General features: G+C 35.1%; 10 protein-coding genes. 8 read left to right on the top strand and 2 right to left on the bottom strand.

From position 1 onward, the window contains the following. The first annotated feature begins 17 nt into the window (after positions 1-17). The 4 genes from Q0822_RS01680 to Q0822_RS01665 all read left to right on the top strand — a co-directional run bounded on the left by Q0822_RS01680 (position 18) and on the right by Q0822_RS01665 (position 8510). Positions 18-2921: an alpha-L-rhamnosidase gene (locus Q0822_RS01680; RefSeq protein WP_299119318.1), complete on the top strand. Its 2904-nt coding sequence runs from the start codon at positions 18-20 to the stop codon at positions 2919-2921. After that, complete coding sequence (locus Q0822_RS01675; protein WP_299119315.1) at positions 2918-3697, top strand: DUF1080 domain-containing protein; 780 nt, start codon at positions 2918-2920, stop codon at positions 3695-3697. The genes Q0822_RS01680 and Q0822_RS01675 overlap by 4 nt, the downstream gene beginning before the upstream one ends. A gap of 191 nt (positions 3698-3888) precedes the next feature. After that, positions 3889-6933: a TonB-dependent receptor gene (locus tag Q0822_RS01670; RefSeq protein WP_299119314.1), complete on the top strand. Its 3045-nt coding sequence runs from the start codon at positions 3889-3891 to the stop codon at positions 6931-6933. An 11-nt stretch (positions 6934-6944) separates the two neighbouring features. Beyond that, positions 6945-8510 carry a RagB/SusD family nutrient uptake outer membrane protein gene (locus Q0822_RS01665; RefSeq protein WP_299119313.1) on the top strand — a complete coding sequence of 522 codons (1566 nt, stop codon included), beginning with the start codon at positions 6945-6947 and terminating at the stop codon, positions 8508-8510. 471 nt (positions 8511-8981) lie between these two features. On the opposite strand, the gene Q0822_RS01660 is transcribed toward Q0822_RS01665, so the two are convergent. Continuing rightward, positions 8982-9896, bottom strand: a complete 915-nt coding sequence (locus Q0822_RS01660; protein WP_299119310.1) for a sugar phosphate isomerase/epimerase family protein — start codon at positions 9894-9896, stop codon at positions 8982-8984. 43 nt (positions 9897-9939) lie between these two features. Beyond that, positions 9940-10896, bottom strand: coding sequence for a hypothetical protein (locus Q0822_RS01655; RefSeq protein ID WP_299119308.1), 957 nt, complete (start codon positions 10894-10896; stop codon positions 9940-9942). A 286-nt stretch (positions 10897-11182) separates the two neighbouring features. Between Q0822_RS01655 and Q0822_RS01650 the strand changes: the two genes are divergently transcribed. From Q0822_RS01650 to Q0822_RS01635, 4 genes are read left to right on the top strand one after another with little or no spacing between them, the layout of a single operon-like run. Beyond that, positions 11183-12574: a cellulase family glycosylhydrolase gene (locus tag Q0822_RS01650; protein ID WP_299119306.1), complete on the top strand. Its 1392-nt coding sequence runs from the start codon at positions 11183-11185 to the stop codon at positions 12572-12574. A gap of 18 nt (positions 12575-12592) precedes the next feature. Next, on the top strand, positions 12593-14767 hold the full coding sequence (locus tag Q0822_RS01645) for a beta-xylosidase (RefSeq protein WP_299119304.1): 2175 nt from the start codon (positions 12593-12595) through the stop codon (positions 14765-14767). Positions 14768-14797: 30 nt separating this feature from the next. Next, positions 14798-15808, top strand: a complete 1011-nt coding sequence (locus Q0822_RS01640) for a T9SS type A sorting domain-containing protein (protein WP_299119301.1) — start codon at positions 14798-14800, stop codon at positions 15806-15808. Beyond that, positions 15783-17396, top strand: coding sequence for a sulfatase (locus Q0822_RS01635; RefSeq protein ID WP_299119298.1), 1614 nt, complete (start codon positions 15783-15785; stop codon positions 17394-17396). The genes Q0822_RS01640 and Q0822_RS01635 overlap by 26 nt, the downstream gene beginning before the upstream one ends. Positions 17397-17497: the final 101 nt, after the last annotated feature.

Raw genomic sequence — 17497 nt, 5'->3', positions numbered from 1 at the left:
CGAAATACAGTTTTTAAATGAAATACAAAATCAATATCCATTCATGTAATCTTATAATGGTAAACAAACAAGCTCTATTTTTAGTTCTTTTAATAGCTGTTTTCTGTATATCCTGTAAACAGGGTTCTACCTTAATCACACCAATAGCTTTAGAACAATTAACTGTTGATGCAAAAGAAAATCCATCAGCTATAGAAAGTGAACAACCCCTTTTTTCATGGATTGTTAATGCTCAAGGTTACAATAAATCACAATCAGCTTATCATATTTTGGTAGCATCCTCAGAAGAAATATTAAATGAAGATGGTGCTGATTTATGGAATTTAGATAAAGTAAATAGTGAGCAATCCACTTTTGTAAAATATCAAGGCAAAGCAATAGAAGCAATGAAAAACTACTATTGGAAAGTGAAAATTTGGGATGAAAATAACGTAGCTTCAAATTGGTCTGAAGTTCAAACATTCCAAACAGGATTGATGACTTCTGAAAATTGGGGCAATTCCAAATGGATTACTTTAAATAAGGATACAAGAACCTCAGAACACCGTTTCAGAGATTACAAAATAGGTAGAATGGAAAAACCAGAACCTGTTGATGGATTTGCGGCTAGTTATTTTAGAAATGAGGTTGCTATTGACAAAACAATAAAAAATGCACAAGCCTATATCTGCGGATTAGGCTATTACGAGTTGTATTTAAATGGAGAAAAAGTCGGAGATCATGTGTTGGACCCAGCACCATCAAACTACGATAAGCAAGCCTATTATGTCAATTATGATATTACCGAACAACTAAAAGCTGGAAAGAATGCCTTTGGAATTATTTTAGGAAATGGCTTCTACGGACAAAATATTTCTTGGAACCGAGATCCAGAATCAAATAAAAAAGGGGTGTCTTATGGCCCGCCAACAGTAAAGCTTTTAGTGAAATTGCAATATAATGATGGTACTGAAGCCGATTTCTACACGGATGAAACATGGAAAGAAGCAACAGGACCAATCGTATTTAATAATATTTATGGTGGTGATACTTATGATGCACGTTTCGAACTAGGTGATTGGAATACTGTTGGTTACAACGATGCTAAATGGGAAAATGCTAAAGAAACATTGCCTAAACTAAAGAAAATAAGTGCGCAACAAATCCCGCCTATCAAAAAGCTTAAAGAGTTTGAACCACAAAAAGTGTTCAAAGGTGCAGATGGCGAATGGGTTGTAGATTTTGGACAAAATATTGCGGGTTGGGTAAAACTCAATGTCAAAGAAAAAGAAGGACAATTGGTTGAAGTCATCACTACAGAAGCTTTATTAACTAACGGTAAAGATATTTTCCAAGGTTCAACAGGTGGAGGTGCCAATGGGATGCCTCAAATATATAAGTATATCTGTAAAGGTGATGATGTAGAATCTTGGGAACCAAAATTTAGTTATCATGGGTTTCGATATGCTAAAATTAAAGGCATTTCTTCAAAGCCAGATGCCAATATGATTAAAGCGGTTTTAGTGGCTACAGATATTAAAGAAACGGGGAGTTTTAGTTCTTCAGACGAATTATTGAACAAAATGCACAACATCAGTAAATGGACCATTGTAGATAACCTACATGGAATTCCAGAAGATTGTCCACATCGTGAGAAATGCGGATGGTTAGGAGATGCTCATGCCTTTTGTGAGTATGCGTTGTACAATTATGATATGTACGATTTCTACAAGAAATATATGGAAGACATACGCACCCAAATGCGACCAACAAAGGGTCATAATAATCCAGAAATTAACTTTCAAGTACCAACGATGATTGCACCAGGAAAACGTACTTCAACCTATGCGAAAATAGATTGGGGAGTTGCTACCATGTACTTACCTTGGTATAATTATAAGTTTTATGGTGATGATGCTATTGTAAAAGAATTCTACCCAGAAATGAAGGGACTGACCGATTTCTATCTCAATTTTAAAGGCGATAATGGCATTATGCAAGATGGTATGGGAGATTGGTGCCCACCACTTTGGGACAGACGTTCAAATCCTTCCGCAATGGAGTGCGACCCTATTATTTCAGCCAATGCCTATTTTTATGATGTTTTAGGTATTATGGAACGTTTTGCTAAAATGAATAATGACCCAGTTTATGAAGCACAAATGAAACAAGAAAAAGAAGCCTTGTTAGAAGCATTCAATAAGGAATTTTTAGTTGAAATCCCTAATACAGAACATAAATGGTATCAAAGTCAAACCGCTACAGTTCAAGCTCTGCAATTTAATATGGTTCCAGAAGCTGAAGTAGAAAATGTGGTTAATGGATTAGCTCACGATATCCTTGAAGTGAAAGGCGGACACCACTCTACAGGAATACACGGAAACAGATACATATATACCGTTTTATCCAAATACGGAAAGGCAGATTTAGCATATCAAATATTAACCACACCAGATTTTCCTAGTCAGACGTATGTGATGAATTCAGGATTCACCACATGGCCAGAACGCCAATTTGTTTGGGAGGAAATGGAAGGTCCAACCAACTCATTAAACCACCCAATGCATAGTGGTTTTGCAGCTTATTTTTATGAGTCCTTAGGTGGTGTAAAATCATCAATTGATAATCCTGGATTTAAAGTTTTTACAGTGAATCCAGAATATCCTAGAGAAGTTACTCACACCAATGTTACTATACCAACACCTTATGGTGATATTACAAATAAATGGAATACAAAGGACAACGTATTAAGTATGAATCTCGAAGTGCCTTTCAATACAAAGGCGAAGGTTATGGTGACTACTTCAGAATTTGAAAGTCTTCAAATTAATGGACTGTCGGTTGAAGATTTTAAAAAGCAAAACACCATAGAAATTACGGAAGGTGCAGTAATTATAGGTTCAGGAAACTATAAGATTGAATATTCAAAAACTTCAATATGAAAAAGAACGCTTTTCAAGTTGAAATATGTTTAGTATTATTTAGCCTTGTTGTATGTCTATCATCATGTAAACACCAAACCGAATCCAAAGAAAAAGAAAATACATTTCAATCCATATTTAACGGTAAAGATTTAGACGGTTGGAATGGAGACCCTAAATATTGGCGTGTTGAAAATGGTATTTTAATAGGAGAGGTAACACCAGAAACCATTCTAAAACGAAATTCTTTTATAATCTATGAAAAAGAACAACCTGAAAATTTTGAACTGAAGCTAGACTACAGAATAAGCAATTCTGGGAATAGTGGAATTAATTATAGAAGCGAAGTTATTGATAATGTGCCATTTGCATTACGAGGTTATCAATGCGATATTGATGGCAAAAACAAATATACAGGTCAAAATTACGAAGAAAAAAAGCGAACGACATTGGCTTATTTGGGTGAAATAGTAACCATTCCGAAGATGCCTGATAGCATACCAAAAACAAACTTGCGTAAGAATGTAAAGAAGAACTGCTGGCAAACCAGAACCGTTACAGAAACTAAGGTGGAATCACAGCTAAAATCTAACATCAAACTCAATGATTGGAACACTGTTCATCTCATAATAAAAGATAATAAAATGCAACATTATATAAATGGTGTTCTTTTTAGTGAGGTAAACGATTTAGATGAAATCAATAAATCTGTAAAAGGTCTTATAGGTGTTCAAGTTCATGTTGGACCACCTATGAAGGTTGAATACAAGAATATAAAATTAAAGAATCTATTATAAATCCAGAATGTATGTGTCAGGTTACTGAAAACAATATTTAAACATCAAAGTTTAAAACATTACTCAAAATCTTGGTATTACGCCACTTTAGGAAGTGCAGGATTGTACAGGATACCAAAGGATAGAACAGGATAGTTCTTAAATTATTTCATAATAATTTAGATATATAATAACAATCAAACAATATTCTTATGAAATTATTAATCACATTGAACAAATGTTGTGGTTTTCGTAAAACATGGCTGTGTGTTATTTTGACATTTTCATTCGTTGCAATGTCAAATGCACAATTGGTAACTGGTAAAGTTACAGCAGAAGGACTCCCTCTTCCTGGTGCTTCAGTCATAATTAAGGGAACAACAACAGGAACTGAAACAGATTTTGACGGGAATTATTCAATCCAAGCCAGCTCCGAAAGCACATTAGTGTTTTCTTATGTAGGCTATACCTCAATAGAGGTGGTTGTAGGAAACCAATCTGTAATTAATGTAACTTTAGAACCAGATAGCTCATTAGATGAGGTAGTTATCATTGGCTATGGAACCCAGAGAAAATCTGACTTAACAGGTTCCGTTTCTTCGGTTAGTGCTCAAGATGTAGCTGATGTACCAGTTTCGAGAGTTGATCAAGCCCTGCAAGGTAGAGCAGCAGGTGTACAAGTAACGCAAACTAGTGGTGCACCAGGTGCTGGTACCGCCATCAGAGTACGTGGAGGTAATTCCATTACTGGCAGTAACGAACCACTTTGGGTTATTGATGGTATTATTGTTGGAACAAATTTTAACCTAAACAATCTTAATGCAAATGATGTCAAATCTATTGAGGTCTTGAAAGATGCATCATCTGTTGCTATTTATGGGTCAAGAGGTGCAAATGGAGTAATTTTGGTAACCACCAAAAGTGGTGCTAATATTGGTGGTGGTAAACCACAAATTAATGTAGGTATTTTTACAAGCACACAATTAGTACCTGAACAACCAGACTATTTAAGTCAGGAACAACAAATTGAATACACCAATCAGGATGCTATTATAAGAGGTGTGGCTGAGCCATTTCCAGGAAATCCATCGGACTACCCAGATAATAACTATTTAGACCTTTTATTAAATCCATCGCCTATTCATAATGTAGATGTTTCTATAGCTGGCTCTTCAGAAAACGGAAGTGTAAGTTATTATAATTCGTTAAATTTTTTCGATCAAGATGGTCTTATTGAGAATTCAGGAATACAAAAATATATATTTAGGTCTAATTTAGATTTTAAAATAACTGATAATTTAAAAGCAGGAACTCGTATTAATTATTCAAGAATTAAACTGGACAATGGTGTAGTTGGTTATGGAGGTCTTTTAGGTATTTTACCAACCCAACCTATTTACAATGACGATGGTTCTTTCAATGGGGCTAATGAAGTAACCGGTAATCCATTTAACAACCCTGTTGCAACAGCAAAACTAGATATAGATGAGACTATTTCTAGCAATTTATTAGCAACGATATATCTAGAATATAGTCCTATAGAAAATTTAATTATACGCTCTACTTTTAATCCAGATATTACCAATTCTAAAAGGAACGAATTTACGTCTAGCCAAAGACCAGATTTACAAGTTGGAGACAGTAATGCTAGAATAAGTACTATATCTACTATTAATTGGAATAACGAAAATACCGTGCAGTATTCTGGAACTTTTGGAGAGGATCATAGTTATACGGTTTTAGGTGGTGCCTCTTTCCAGAAAGATGTTATTGAAACTGCGTCAGCTCAGGCTTTTGGGTTTACTACAGATGCTACAACATTCAACTCTTTAGGATTAGGAACTGATCCTACAAGAAATATAGTGAGTTCTGGTTATAGTCAAAGAACACTTGTTTCTTTTTTCGGTAGGCTTAATTACACGTTTAAAGACAAATATTTGTTAACATTGGTTGGTAGAAGTGATGGTAGTTCTGTGTTCGCACCTGGTAATAAGTATAATTTTTACCCCTCTATAGCAGCTGCATGGAAAATTAGTGAAGAGTCGTTTATGCAAGATCAAGACATATTTAGTAATCTAAAACTAAGAGCTAGTTATGGTCAAGCAGGTAACCAAGCTATAGATCCATACAGTACTTTAGCTGTTTATGCCGAGGCAAACACATCCACTAATGGAATTGAGCTTCCTGGTCTTCTCTTGGGTAGACCAGCTAATCCTAATTTAATTTGGGAAACAACAACGTCTTTTGATATTGCTTTAGAAGCTTCGCTTTTTGGAGGTAGAGTTTTTACAGAATTTAATTACTATCATAAAAAAACAGAAGACTTATTATTAGATGTTACAATACCTAGACAAACAGGTTATACAAATCAATTACAAAATATAGGTTCTTTAGAAAATAAAGGATGGGAATTTCTAGTAAATTCTACCAATATAAATAATGAAAACTTTACTTGGAATTCTACATTAACGCTTTCTTCTAATAAAAATAAGGTTTTAGATCTAGGAGGTGAGGAGTTTATTGACGTCGTTGTAGACGAGATTTTAGGTGCTGGAAACCTAAGGTTAATCGTTGGCGAAACGGCACCAGTATTTACTGGAGTCCAGTATTTAGGAACCTGGAAAAGTCAAGATGAAATTGATGCTTCAGGACAAGATACTGCTACAAATTTTGTTGGAGGCCCAAGATATAAAGATACAGATGGAGATGGTTTTATAACCAACGAAGACTTTGAGGTACTTGGAAATCCTTTTCCAGATTTAATTTTTGGGTTTGAGAACAATTTTTCTTATAAAAACTTCGATTTAAGTATTTATATTCAAGGAACGGTTGGTAGTGAAGTTTTTAATTTAAGAACACGTAATAGTTTTTTCATTCGTGGCGAGCTGCCAAAGTATGCAGAAGTTGCTAATTATTGGTCACCTGAAAACTCCAATTCTAATGTTCCTAGACCTGGATTTGTTGAAGGTGCTTATCAGCCCAATTCTTTTGATGTCGAGGACGCTACACACTTGCGTCTAAAAAATGTTAGATTTACGTATAATTTGCCTGTTAAAGAAATGGGGTGGAAAGGTTTAGAAGGCATGGCAATTTATGCAACTGGAACCAATTTACTATTGCTTTCAGATTTCAGATTAATTGATCCTGAGACTAGTCGTTTTGGTAGAGGCGGTTTGGGTAACTTAGCCCAAGGATTTGCAAATGGGGAGTATCCCAATGCCAGTGTTTTAAGTTTAGGACTTAACGTAACTTTTTAAAAAATTGAATTATGAAAACAAATAAATTATTTTTATGTATTTCCTTAATTATGTTCACATGTTTTGGTTGTGACGAATTTTTAGAGGAAGACCCAAGAGATATTATTACTCCAGAAAATTTCTTTGCCACTGATGAGGATGCAAAACAAGGTATTACAGGTATATACTCCCTAATTAAAAATAACTCTATTTATGGACAAGCAGGGTTGGATAATTGGTATGACAACGGGGTTGATATTATAGAGCCAAATCGTTCACATCCAATTTTCGAGATAATGGGTAATTACAGTTTAAGTGCGGCTACCGCTGATATCTCAAACCAAAAAATGAGTGTGTCTGATACTTGGCAGAATCTGTATAGAGTTATACTAAATACCAATGTTTTTATTGATAGGGTTTCAGGAAATGAAGCCATTTCTGAAGATGTTCAGACCAATACTATTGCAAATGCGAGATTTCTACGCGCTATGGCTTATTGGCATATTACCAACCTTTGGGGCGATGCTCCTTTTTATACAGAAGTTCTTACCTTAGAAGAGATTGGTTCACTTGCAAGAACTGATAAAGATATTATTTTAGCAAGCGTATTAGATGATTTGGAGTTTGCACAAAGTAATTTGCCATCTGTTTTGCCAGATGAAGATAGAGGAAGAGCCTCTAAGTGGGCAGCAGCTGTTATTGAAGCAAAAATACATATGAAAGCTGAAGAATGGCAAATGGGCTTAGATAAATGTTTAGAGATTATCAATGGATCTCCTCATATCGTATTACCAACTTATGCGGAAGTGTTTGACCCTGCTAACGAATATAATGCAGAAATTATTTGGTCATTAGATTTTGCCAAGGATGTTACAGGGCAATTTGAGCCAGCATTTCCAGGCCGTTCATTTGCTGGAAATAATTATTGGAGACCAAGTCTCTTTAATCCGCGTATAAGAGATGAGCCAGCAAATTCAGATGATAGAGATCCTCTGAGAGCAGCTCTATCTGCCAACGGAGAAGAATTTAATGGTACTGGACTTCAGATTGCATCATTAGACTTTGCTAATAAATTTCCTGCTAATGATTTAAGAAGACCATTAAATATTATGGATTCTTATGAGGGTTTTCAGTTGAATCATACATATTTACCTAAGTTTATGAATCTTAATTTTGAGACTTCCCCAAGATTTAATCACGGTGATAATAGATTAGTATTCAGAATGGCAGATGTGCATCTTATGGCTGCTGAATGTGAAAACGAACGTCCAGGTGGCAATGCTAATACAGCTTTTGAGTATATTAGGAGTATACGAGAGCGTGCTTATGCGACTGTAGGAGAGGCTGAAGCTATTTTAGGTCTAAGTCAACAAGCGTTTAGAGAATCTATTTATGATGAGCGTAAATGGGAGTTAGCTGCGGAAGCACACAGAAGATACGATTTAATAAGATGGGGTATTTATTTAGATGTTGTTCGCAATGCGGAATTCAAAACGTATAATCCTGATGAAAATATACAAGATTATCATGTTTTATTGCCAATTCCTTTAAATGAATTGCAGTTAAATCCAAATTTAACTCAAAACCCTGGTTATTAAGATTTAGACTGATTTGGATATTGTTTATAGTATTTAAGACCGGAATAGAATTATTTCGGTCTTCTTTGTTCAATAGGCTAACATAGACCTGTATAAATTAGCACTGTGTACATTTCCTTTTATCAAACTTTTCAATTATCACTTTGTGTAATGAAATTAAAAAAGAAACAAAAATGAGATTTAAAACAGTGTAAAATGAATGTAGATCATAAAAAAAAGTTGGAATGTCCCCAATCTTTTTTAGAAAACAAAAATTTAGTCTATTTCTACTTTAGTCTATGATATGTTTACCCATCTATTTTTGCTCAACGGACTTTAATTCTAAAGGACCATATCTTATACCAGATTGTTGCCCTCTTTCAGATTCTGGGATATTTCAATTGAAAACAATTTCATCATGGATTTTGCGAAAACAAGTTATAATTCTATTTATGGAGAAATAAAAAACGAATAAAATACAGTTTAATAAAGCTAGCTTTTTTCGTATTCCATTTTAAACTCTGCTAACATGTCTTTAATAATAGTTTTAGGATTACCGTCTGATAGGCTTTCAAAAGAAACATAACCACGAAAATTGTGTCGCTTTATCATGGCAGCCATTTGCTTCATATCTGTAGGTTTTTTCACTTGATTGTAATAGACATGCTCTTTAATAAACCAATAATTGGCATAAGGAGCCAATTTTTCTGCCTCTGCATAAGGATCGCTCGTGGTCCTAAGGCCAGAAATATCAAGAATAAGACCGAACCATTCAGAGTCTACGCGTTCAATGATATCAATCACTTCATCAGCCGTAAATAAGAACTCATTATGATTCTGTAAGGCGGCAATGACACCAACTTCCTCACCATGCTTAGCACATTCTTTAAAGGCATCAACCAACCATGTTTTTACTTGAGCATTGGTATATCCATTAGGTTGGTTTCTACCGGTAAATATGCGTAATATTGAAGACCCAATGATAGATGAAATATCTAGCCAGTCTTTAATCATTTTTATATCCCTTTTTCTTGCTTCTGTATCTGCCGTTACAAAATTGTTGCGAATACCAGTCCATGAGATATTAAGACCAAGTTCTAAGGCTCTTTTTTTTAAAGCAAAAATTTCAGATTTTTTAGGAAGTTTAGGATAGGATGAAAAATAGTAAGCGGTCAGATCTACTGCATTTAGACCTATGTCCGAAGCAAATTCCATCATATCAAAGAGGTCCATTTGACCGCTTTTAAATTCGTCATTAAAGGAATATGCATTAACGCTGAACTGCAAACGTTGAGCTGCAGATTCAGTTCTTCTATCTGTAGTAGTTGCACTCCACAATGCAGGAGTTGAAAGCAGGACAGGTGCCATTAAAAACTTCTTAATGGCATCTCTCCTGCTGTTTTTCATGATGATTTAATGGTTGCTATATTTTGCTTTAAAGAAATGAAATCTATTGATTAACTCTTTCAAGTGTGGTATTGGCCCATCTGATTTGTGCTCTACCTCCTCTAACACGGTAAGCACCATATCTCATTTTTGATTGCGTTCCTCTATCTGGATCTGGAATATTCCAATTAAAGGCTTGTCCTCCAATTACAGCATTGCAATAGTGTATTTTTTGACCAGAATTATTAGGGTCTTCTTTAAAACCTACTTCTAGTTCAAATGAAACTATTTCGTTTTTATCTACTTGTTTTAGAAAAACAACTTCTCTACCGCTACCTGATCCACCACGTTCTAAGATGCGTTCTGCATAAATATCAAAAGCAACTTGTTTATCAGCATTAATACCAGTACCGTAAACAGGATGTGCTCTATATAAGCATATAGCAGGGTCAGGAGAACCGCCTCCGCCTGTATGTTGCCCTTTAGCTTGTGCTATATAAGTTCCATCTTGTCCAAAAGATCCTGCATCAGCTACTTCAAGGATTCTAAAGTCTGCTGTAAATTTAACAAAGGATCCTACATTAGCGTTTGCTATGGTTGATGCGCGTTCTATTCGAGGTTGTAAGGTGCCTGGTGCATCCCAGTGATTAGACCCTTCAGTAATATTATATATTCCCCAAGTAGTACCATCAATAATACTTTCTGAGTAATCCGAGTAGCAACTTCTATCATCAACCTCACCTGCATTAGCTGGGTCAGTTACATCTACATTTCTGGTAGTGTTGTTTTCAAATTCACCTGAAGCTGGACAAGCCAAATCTGTGCTTGTATCTTCATCAGCAGCCACAACCACAGCATTTGGGTCTGGATCAGGATCTGGATCTGAGTCTGGATCTGGTATTTCATAAACAATGCCGTCTTCAGAGAATCCAAGTCCATCTTTGGTACAAGAAGTGAAGGCTAAGAAAACAAGCAATAGGGGAATCAATCCGAGTTTGATATTATAATTTAACTTTTGCATATAGATTATATTTTTATCAAAAATAAATATTTAGTATGTATTAACTGTCCTGAACTATACTGATTGCATACTTAAAAATATATGTTGTATTAATAATGCCAACAGGATACAACAGGATGCTGTTAATACCTTATATAGATACCTTTAAAAGATAATTTTTTATTTGAGTTAGTCACATTTAATTAGGTCGGAAGAGTGATTTTTCGACCTAATTGAATATTTCAACTAACAGTAAAACTATTTAAGTTTAGAAAAAGTATACACTACTAAAAGTTAATAAAGACATATGAAACACCAATACTTTGTACTTTTCTTATGCTTGCCTTTTGTTTTCTTCGCACAAATTAAGCACGGGCTAAGAGATGATTTAGGACGCCATATCATTCCTAGAGGTTTCGTGGTCAATACAAACGACCATAAAGGTGAAGTATTTTTTAATAGTGATGACTATGCACGAATGGTAAGAATGGGTGCCAATACTCAGGTCATTCGTTTAGAATTAGGTAAATTAAGCAATTTTCCAGATGGTAAACTAGAACCAAATTATCTTAAAAAACTGGATACCCTTGTTGCTTTAGGGAGACACCATGGTATTAAAACAGTCTTTAAAATGACGGTTTATGGTGTCGATAAATTTGTGTGGGAGGAGTTCTGGCAGAATAAAAAAGGAGAATACAAAACCTATATTGATGCATGGAAAGTCATTTGGAATCGATTTTCAAATGATGATTCAGTGCTTGGATACGATGTTGTAAATGAACCTAGGAAGTTAACCATGGATATTTCTTATGAGGATTTAACTAATAAATACCTCATTCCCCTTTATCAAAAAATAATTGACGAAAGCCAAAAAATTAATGCCGATAAAATGATTTTGTTTCAATCTATCTTTATGAATAAAGGACATAAAATTGATAATAATCAATATTCAGAAATAAAGTCGCCAATTAACAGAAAGAACATCATTTTTGCACCACATATATACCAAAACGATATTGACTTTATCAAACGTAATATGGATCGGTTTGATAAAGAATCAGACATGTTAAATGCAACAATTCTTATAGGTGAATGGGGTTTTCCAACCTTTGCAACCACAGACACACTAATTGAAGGAAAATTAGGTCAGTTAAAATATCGCGAGCTCTATATTAGAACCGCTGAGGTTTTTGATCGTATGGGAGTAGGCACAATCAAAGCCTGGTTTTTAGGTAACCGAACCATGCAGCATTTTCTACCTGGTGGGCCATCAACATGGTCAATCTTTAGTGATAGTACAGATGCTGGTACTGTGGAACGTAAATATATAACTGATGTTATATCAAGACCATTTCCACAAGCTATAGCAGGCGATATTCAATCCTTTTTATTTAATCATGCGACCCGAACACTTGATGTGAAAATTAAAACAGACAACAGCAAAGGTGCCTCAAAAATATTCGTTGGCGCTAATCGGCATTATCCCGATGGATTTTCAATCCTCATAGATTCAGATATTGTTATGTATTATAATCCATTAAAAAATGTGGGATTAGAAACCTATAAATCACCAAATTATTTTGATCCAACTAATTTTGTTTGGGATGCTAACACTCAAAAATTAGTGATTTTAAAATGGCCTAAAAATCAAGAGAACTTAAATATTAAAATTGTACCTGGAATACGAAATTTTGACTAATAAACTAAAAGATAAAAAATGAAGAAATTACTGCTAACCGCATGTGTCGTAACGACTTTTTTCTGCTGTAAATCAGAAACAAATAACCAGCCAACTAAAAGTAAGGAAGATGCTGAAATTGCTGAAAAAGTCGAAGACCTTATCAATAAAATGACCTTAGATGAAAAGATTGCCGAAATGACCCAAGATGCTCCTGCCAATGAGCGTTTAGGTATTCCATATATGAAGTATGCAGAAGCACTGCACGGTATGTGGCTTGTTCTTGATTATTACGGTAATACAACGGTTTATCCTCAAGCGATTGCCTGTGGCTCTACTTGGGAACCCGATCTCATCAAAAAAATGGCTTCCCAAACCGCACTAGAAGCACGTACTCTAGGTGTTACGCACTGTTATTCACCTAATTTAGATGTCATTTCTGGTGATCCTAGATATGGTCGTGTTGAAGAATCTTATGGTGAAGACCCGTATTTGGTGTCTAGAATGGGTGTTGCATTTATCGAGGGTTTACAAGGTACCGGTGATGAGCGATTTGACGAGAATCATGTGATTGCAACGGCTAAGCATTTTATTGGATATCCTGAAAACCGTCGCGGTATAAATGGTGGTTTTAGTGATATGTCAGAACGTCGTTTGCGAGAAGTTTATTTACCACCCTTTGAGGCTGCAGTAAAGGAAGCAAAGGTAGGTTCCGTTATGCCAGGGCATCAAGATTATAATGGAGTGCCAAACCATATGAATACTTGGTTACTAAAGGATATTTTACGAGATGAATTAGGTTTTGACGGTTTTATTGTTTCTGATAATAATGATGTTGCGAGGTTAGGAACTATGCATTTTATTGCTGAAACTAGAGCCAAGTCAGCTATCTTAGGTTTAAAAGCAGGTGTAGATATGGATTTAGTAATAGGGAAAAATGAAAAACTAGCAGCATACCATACCAATGTATTGAAGGATACGATTACGCAAAATCCTGAATTGATAAAGTATATTGACAAAGCAACAGCTCGTATTTTAACTGCTAAATATAAATTGGGTTTGTTTGATGCAGAACCAAAAGAGATTGACACCAAAACTGTAAATGCTGGTAGAAAAGAGCATCAAGACTTTTCGTATGAAATGGCAAAAAAGGCTATGATTTTATTGAAAAACGACAATAATCTATTGCCACTAGATATCAATAACATTAAATCGTTAGCAGTAATTGGACCTAATGCTCATGAAGAACAACCAGCAAAAGGCACCTATTCTTTACTAGGAGGTTATTCAGGATTGCCGCCATTTTATACGTCGGTATTAGAAGGCTTAACAAGCAAAACCAAAGGCAAAGTGAAAATAAACTATGCTAAAGGCTGTGATCTTTTAAGTAATTCTAAAGAAGGATTTTCGGATGCTATTGCAGCCGCAAAAAAGTCAGATGCTGTTGTGCTTGTGGTAGGTGGTTCGCGTAGAACTGGAGGAGAAGGTGCAGACAGGTCCAGTCTTGATTTGTATGGTGTTCAAAATGAATTGGTTGAAGCTATCCATAAAACAGGGAAACCTGTTATTGTGGTTTTAATCAATGGACGGCCTTTAACAATTAATTACATAGCAGAGAACATTCCATCTGTTCTGGAGACTTGGTATTTAGGCATGCGTTCTGGCGATGCTATTGCAGATGCTATCTTTGGAGATACCAATCCAGGTGGTAAGCTTACGGTGTCTTTTCCTCGTGATGTAGGCCAGGTGCCTGTAACGTATTTAGAACGACCAGATTTTATAGGTTCCGGTAAAGGCTTATATAAAGATGCAGATAAATCGCCACTATATCCATTTGGTTTTGGGTTGAGTTATACCACTTTTAAGTATGGTACACCGAAACTTGAAAGCGCCACAATTAATGCAGACGGTTCAACTACGGTTTCTGTAGAAGTTACAAATACAGGAAAAAGAGAAGGAGATGAAGTGGTACAAATGTATGTGCGAGATGATTTTGCTTCGGTTGGACGTTATTTAAAAATGTTAAAAGGTTTTGAACGTATCACCTTAAAACCAGGAGAGACAAAAACAGTCAGCTTTAATTTAGGTTTTGATGAGCTTAATATTTTAAATCAAGACATGAAAAAAGTTGTGGAACCTGGAACGTTTACAATTTCCGTTGGAACATCTTCTGTTAATAATGATTTACTGAAAGTAACACTCAACGTTAAATGAAGATAATTGCAATTAAATAATTATGTAGCTATGAATAATAATAGAATAAAGATTAAACTAATACTTATATTCTCAATAGTTTCTAACCTTATGTTTTCTCAAACGGCAGCCTGCGATGGTATATTGCCATTTGAAGAAGAAAATGGGTTGTTAACAATAGAGATGGAATCCGGTATCTTACCTTCTGGATCAAATTGGCAAACTGGTAGTGAGGCTGACCCTAATTTACCTGGATCGACCATAAATTATATATATTGGGATGGAGCACAGTCTTTCAATTCTTTAACTGGAGCTCCAATTACTTATAATATAAAAATTAATAATCCCGGTACTTACAGACTTGCATGGCGTGGACGAATTGGTACCGGCACTTCAGGAGGAGAACACAATGATGCATGGCTTCGCATAGTAGCTGATGACTTTTATGCTACTAATCAAAACAATTCAACTGCTACTCCTCAGTTAGAGCCAAGACCTAGTTGTGTAAGTAACCCAGATAGAGATTGTCCAGCAGGTTCTAGTACAAGTGGGTATTTTAAAGCTTTTATGAATAGACACCCTGTAAACCTTCCTATCGATCAGCGTTGGGGTTTTGTTACTAATACAAATGATGGTAGTTCATTTAGGTTTATATGGGCCACTTTTAATGCTCCAGGTAACTATTCGGTAATTGTAGATGCCAGGTCTAGTTTCTTTTATATGGATAAAATGGTATTGCGTAGAACGGATGTTTCAGATGGTACAGCGTTTAATTTAAATAATGTAGAATCTTCGTGCTATGACGCATCGTTATCTACCGAAACAGTTGAAAAGAAAGAAGTAAAAATATTCCCAAATCCAACATCAGGAAAATTAGAAATCAGAAATATACCTAAAAATGCAAATCTTACTATTACTAATATATTAGGTGAGGTTGTTCGTGAATTTAGTGCGAAAAATAGCATAGAAGTTGTTGATATTAGTAGTTTAAAAAGCGGTATTTATTTTATTTCTAGTACGGATCAAAATAATCATTTTGTTAAAAAAGTCATTAAAATTTAATTCTCTTTTTTCGCTTAAAAATTGTATTTTATTAGCTCTAATTGGTCTAGTTAATTGCAAAAAACAAGACGTTATTACATCGATAAAACCAAACATTTTATTCATTCTTGTTGATGATTTGGGTTATCACGATCTCAGTATTACAGGTAGTAACTTTTACGAAACACCAAACATAGACCAGTTAGCAAACCAATCTACGAGGTTTATAAATGGTTATGCGACGAGTCGTGTTTGTAGCCCATCAAGAGCAAGTATAATGACGGGTAAGTTTACCGCAAGACATGGCATAACGGATTGGATTGGTGCAAAAACGGGAGAAGATTGGAGAAGCAGAAATAGGCATGACAAACTGTTGCCTGCCGATTATGTTAACGCATTACCAAAAGCAGATATAACAATTGCAGAAGCTTTTCAACAATCAGATTACAAGACTTTTTTTGCAGGGAAGTGGCATTTAGGAGGCGAAGGATCCTATCCAGAAAATCACGGCTTTGATATAAATATTGCAGGTATAGAGGCAGGCTCGCCAAGAGGAGGTTATTTTTCACCTTGGAACAACCCTAAACTTAAGAACAGGAATAAAGGAGAGAACTTAACGATAAGATTGGCTGAAGAAACCGCAGATTTTATTGGCAAGCATAAAGATTCTACATTTTTTGCTTTTTTGTCTTTTTACGCAGTACATGCACCAATTGAAACCACAGAAGAAAAGTGGAATAAATACAGAGATAAGGCTGATAGTATAGGGATTACAGAAACAGGTTATGAAATGGAACGCGTTTTACCCATTCGTCAAGTTCAAGATAATCCAATTTATGCTGGTCTAGTGGAAACGATGGATGCTGCTGTTGGAATTGTGATAAAAGCGCTTGAGGCCAACGGACTTTCAGATAACACCATTGTTATATTTACATCAGATAACGGAGGGGTAGCTTCTGGTGACCATTATGCGACAAGCAATTTACCTTTAAGAGGTGGCAAAGGCTACCAATGGGAAGGAGGTATAAAAGTTCCTTTTTTTATCAAGGTGCCTTGGTTGAATACTAGCGGAATTAAAACAGATTTTCCGGTTATTGGAACTGATTTTTATCCTACACTTTTAGATTTAGCTAATTTACAACTTAACCAAGATCAGCATATAGATGGCATAAGTCTTAAGCCATTATTAAAAGGTGAAAAATTAAACCTAAACAGACCAATATATTGGCATTATCCACATTATGGAAATCAAGGAGGAGAACCTTCTTCGGTTATTCAGCAAAATGGATGGAAGCTGATTCACTATTGGGAAGATGGACATCAAGAACTCTATAAACTACCATCAACAGAGCATGATTCATTAAATGTAATTTCCAAACATTCAGAAATAGCCACAAATCTTAGTGATAACTTAATGTTATGGTTAAAAGACGTAAACGCTAAGTTTCCATCTGAAGATTCAGAATTCGATACGTTAAAAGCACAAAGCAGATATTCTAATACTATAAATAAAAAATGGCCTTCATTAGAAAAAAATAGAAAGGAAGTGCTTTCTGAAGGTTTTCAACCTAATGAAAACTGGTGGAAAAGTAAGTTTAAAACTGATTGATTTAAAACCGCAATCTATAGTGCATGACAGAATAATTATAAGGAAATATTCTATACCGAATTTTAACAGGATAGTGCAGGATGGTACTTTTGATTTTATGT

Origin of the sequence: uncultured Winogradskyella sp. (assembly GCF_947496485.1) — a bacterium.
In the GTDB taxonomy this organism is placed as follows: domain Bacteria; phylum Bacteroidota; class Bacteroidia; order Flavobacteriales; family Flavobacteriaceae; genus Winogradskyella.
Note: the sequence above shows the minus strand (reverse complement) of the source record. Positions and strands in the feature narration are given on the sequence as shown.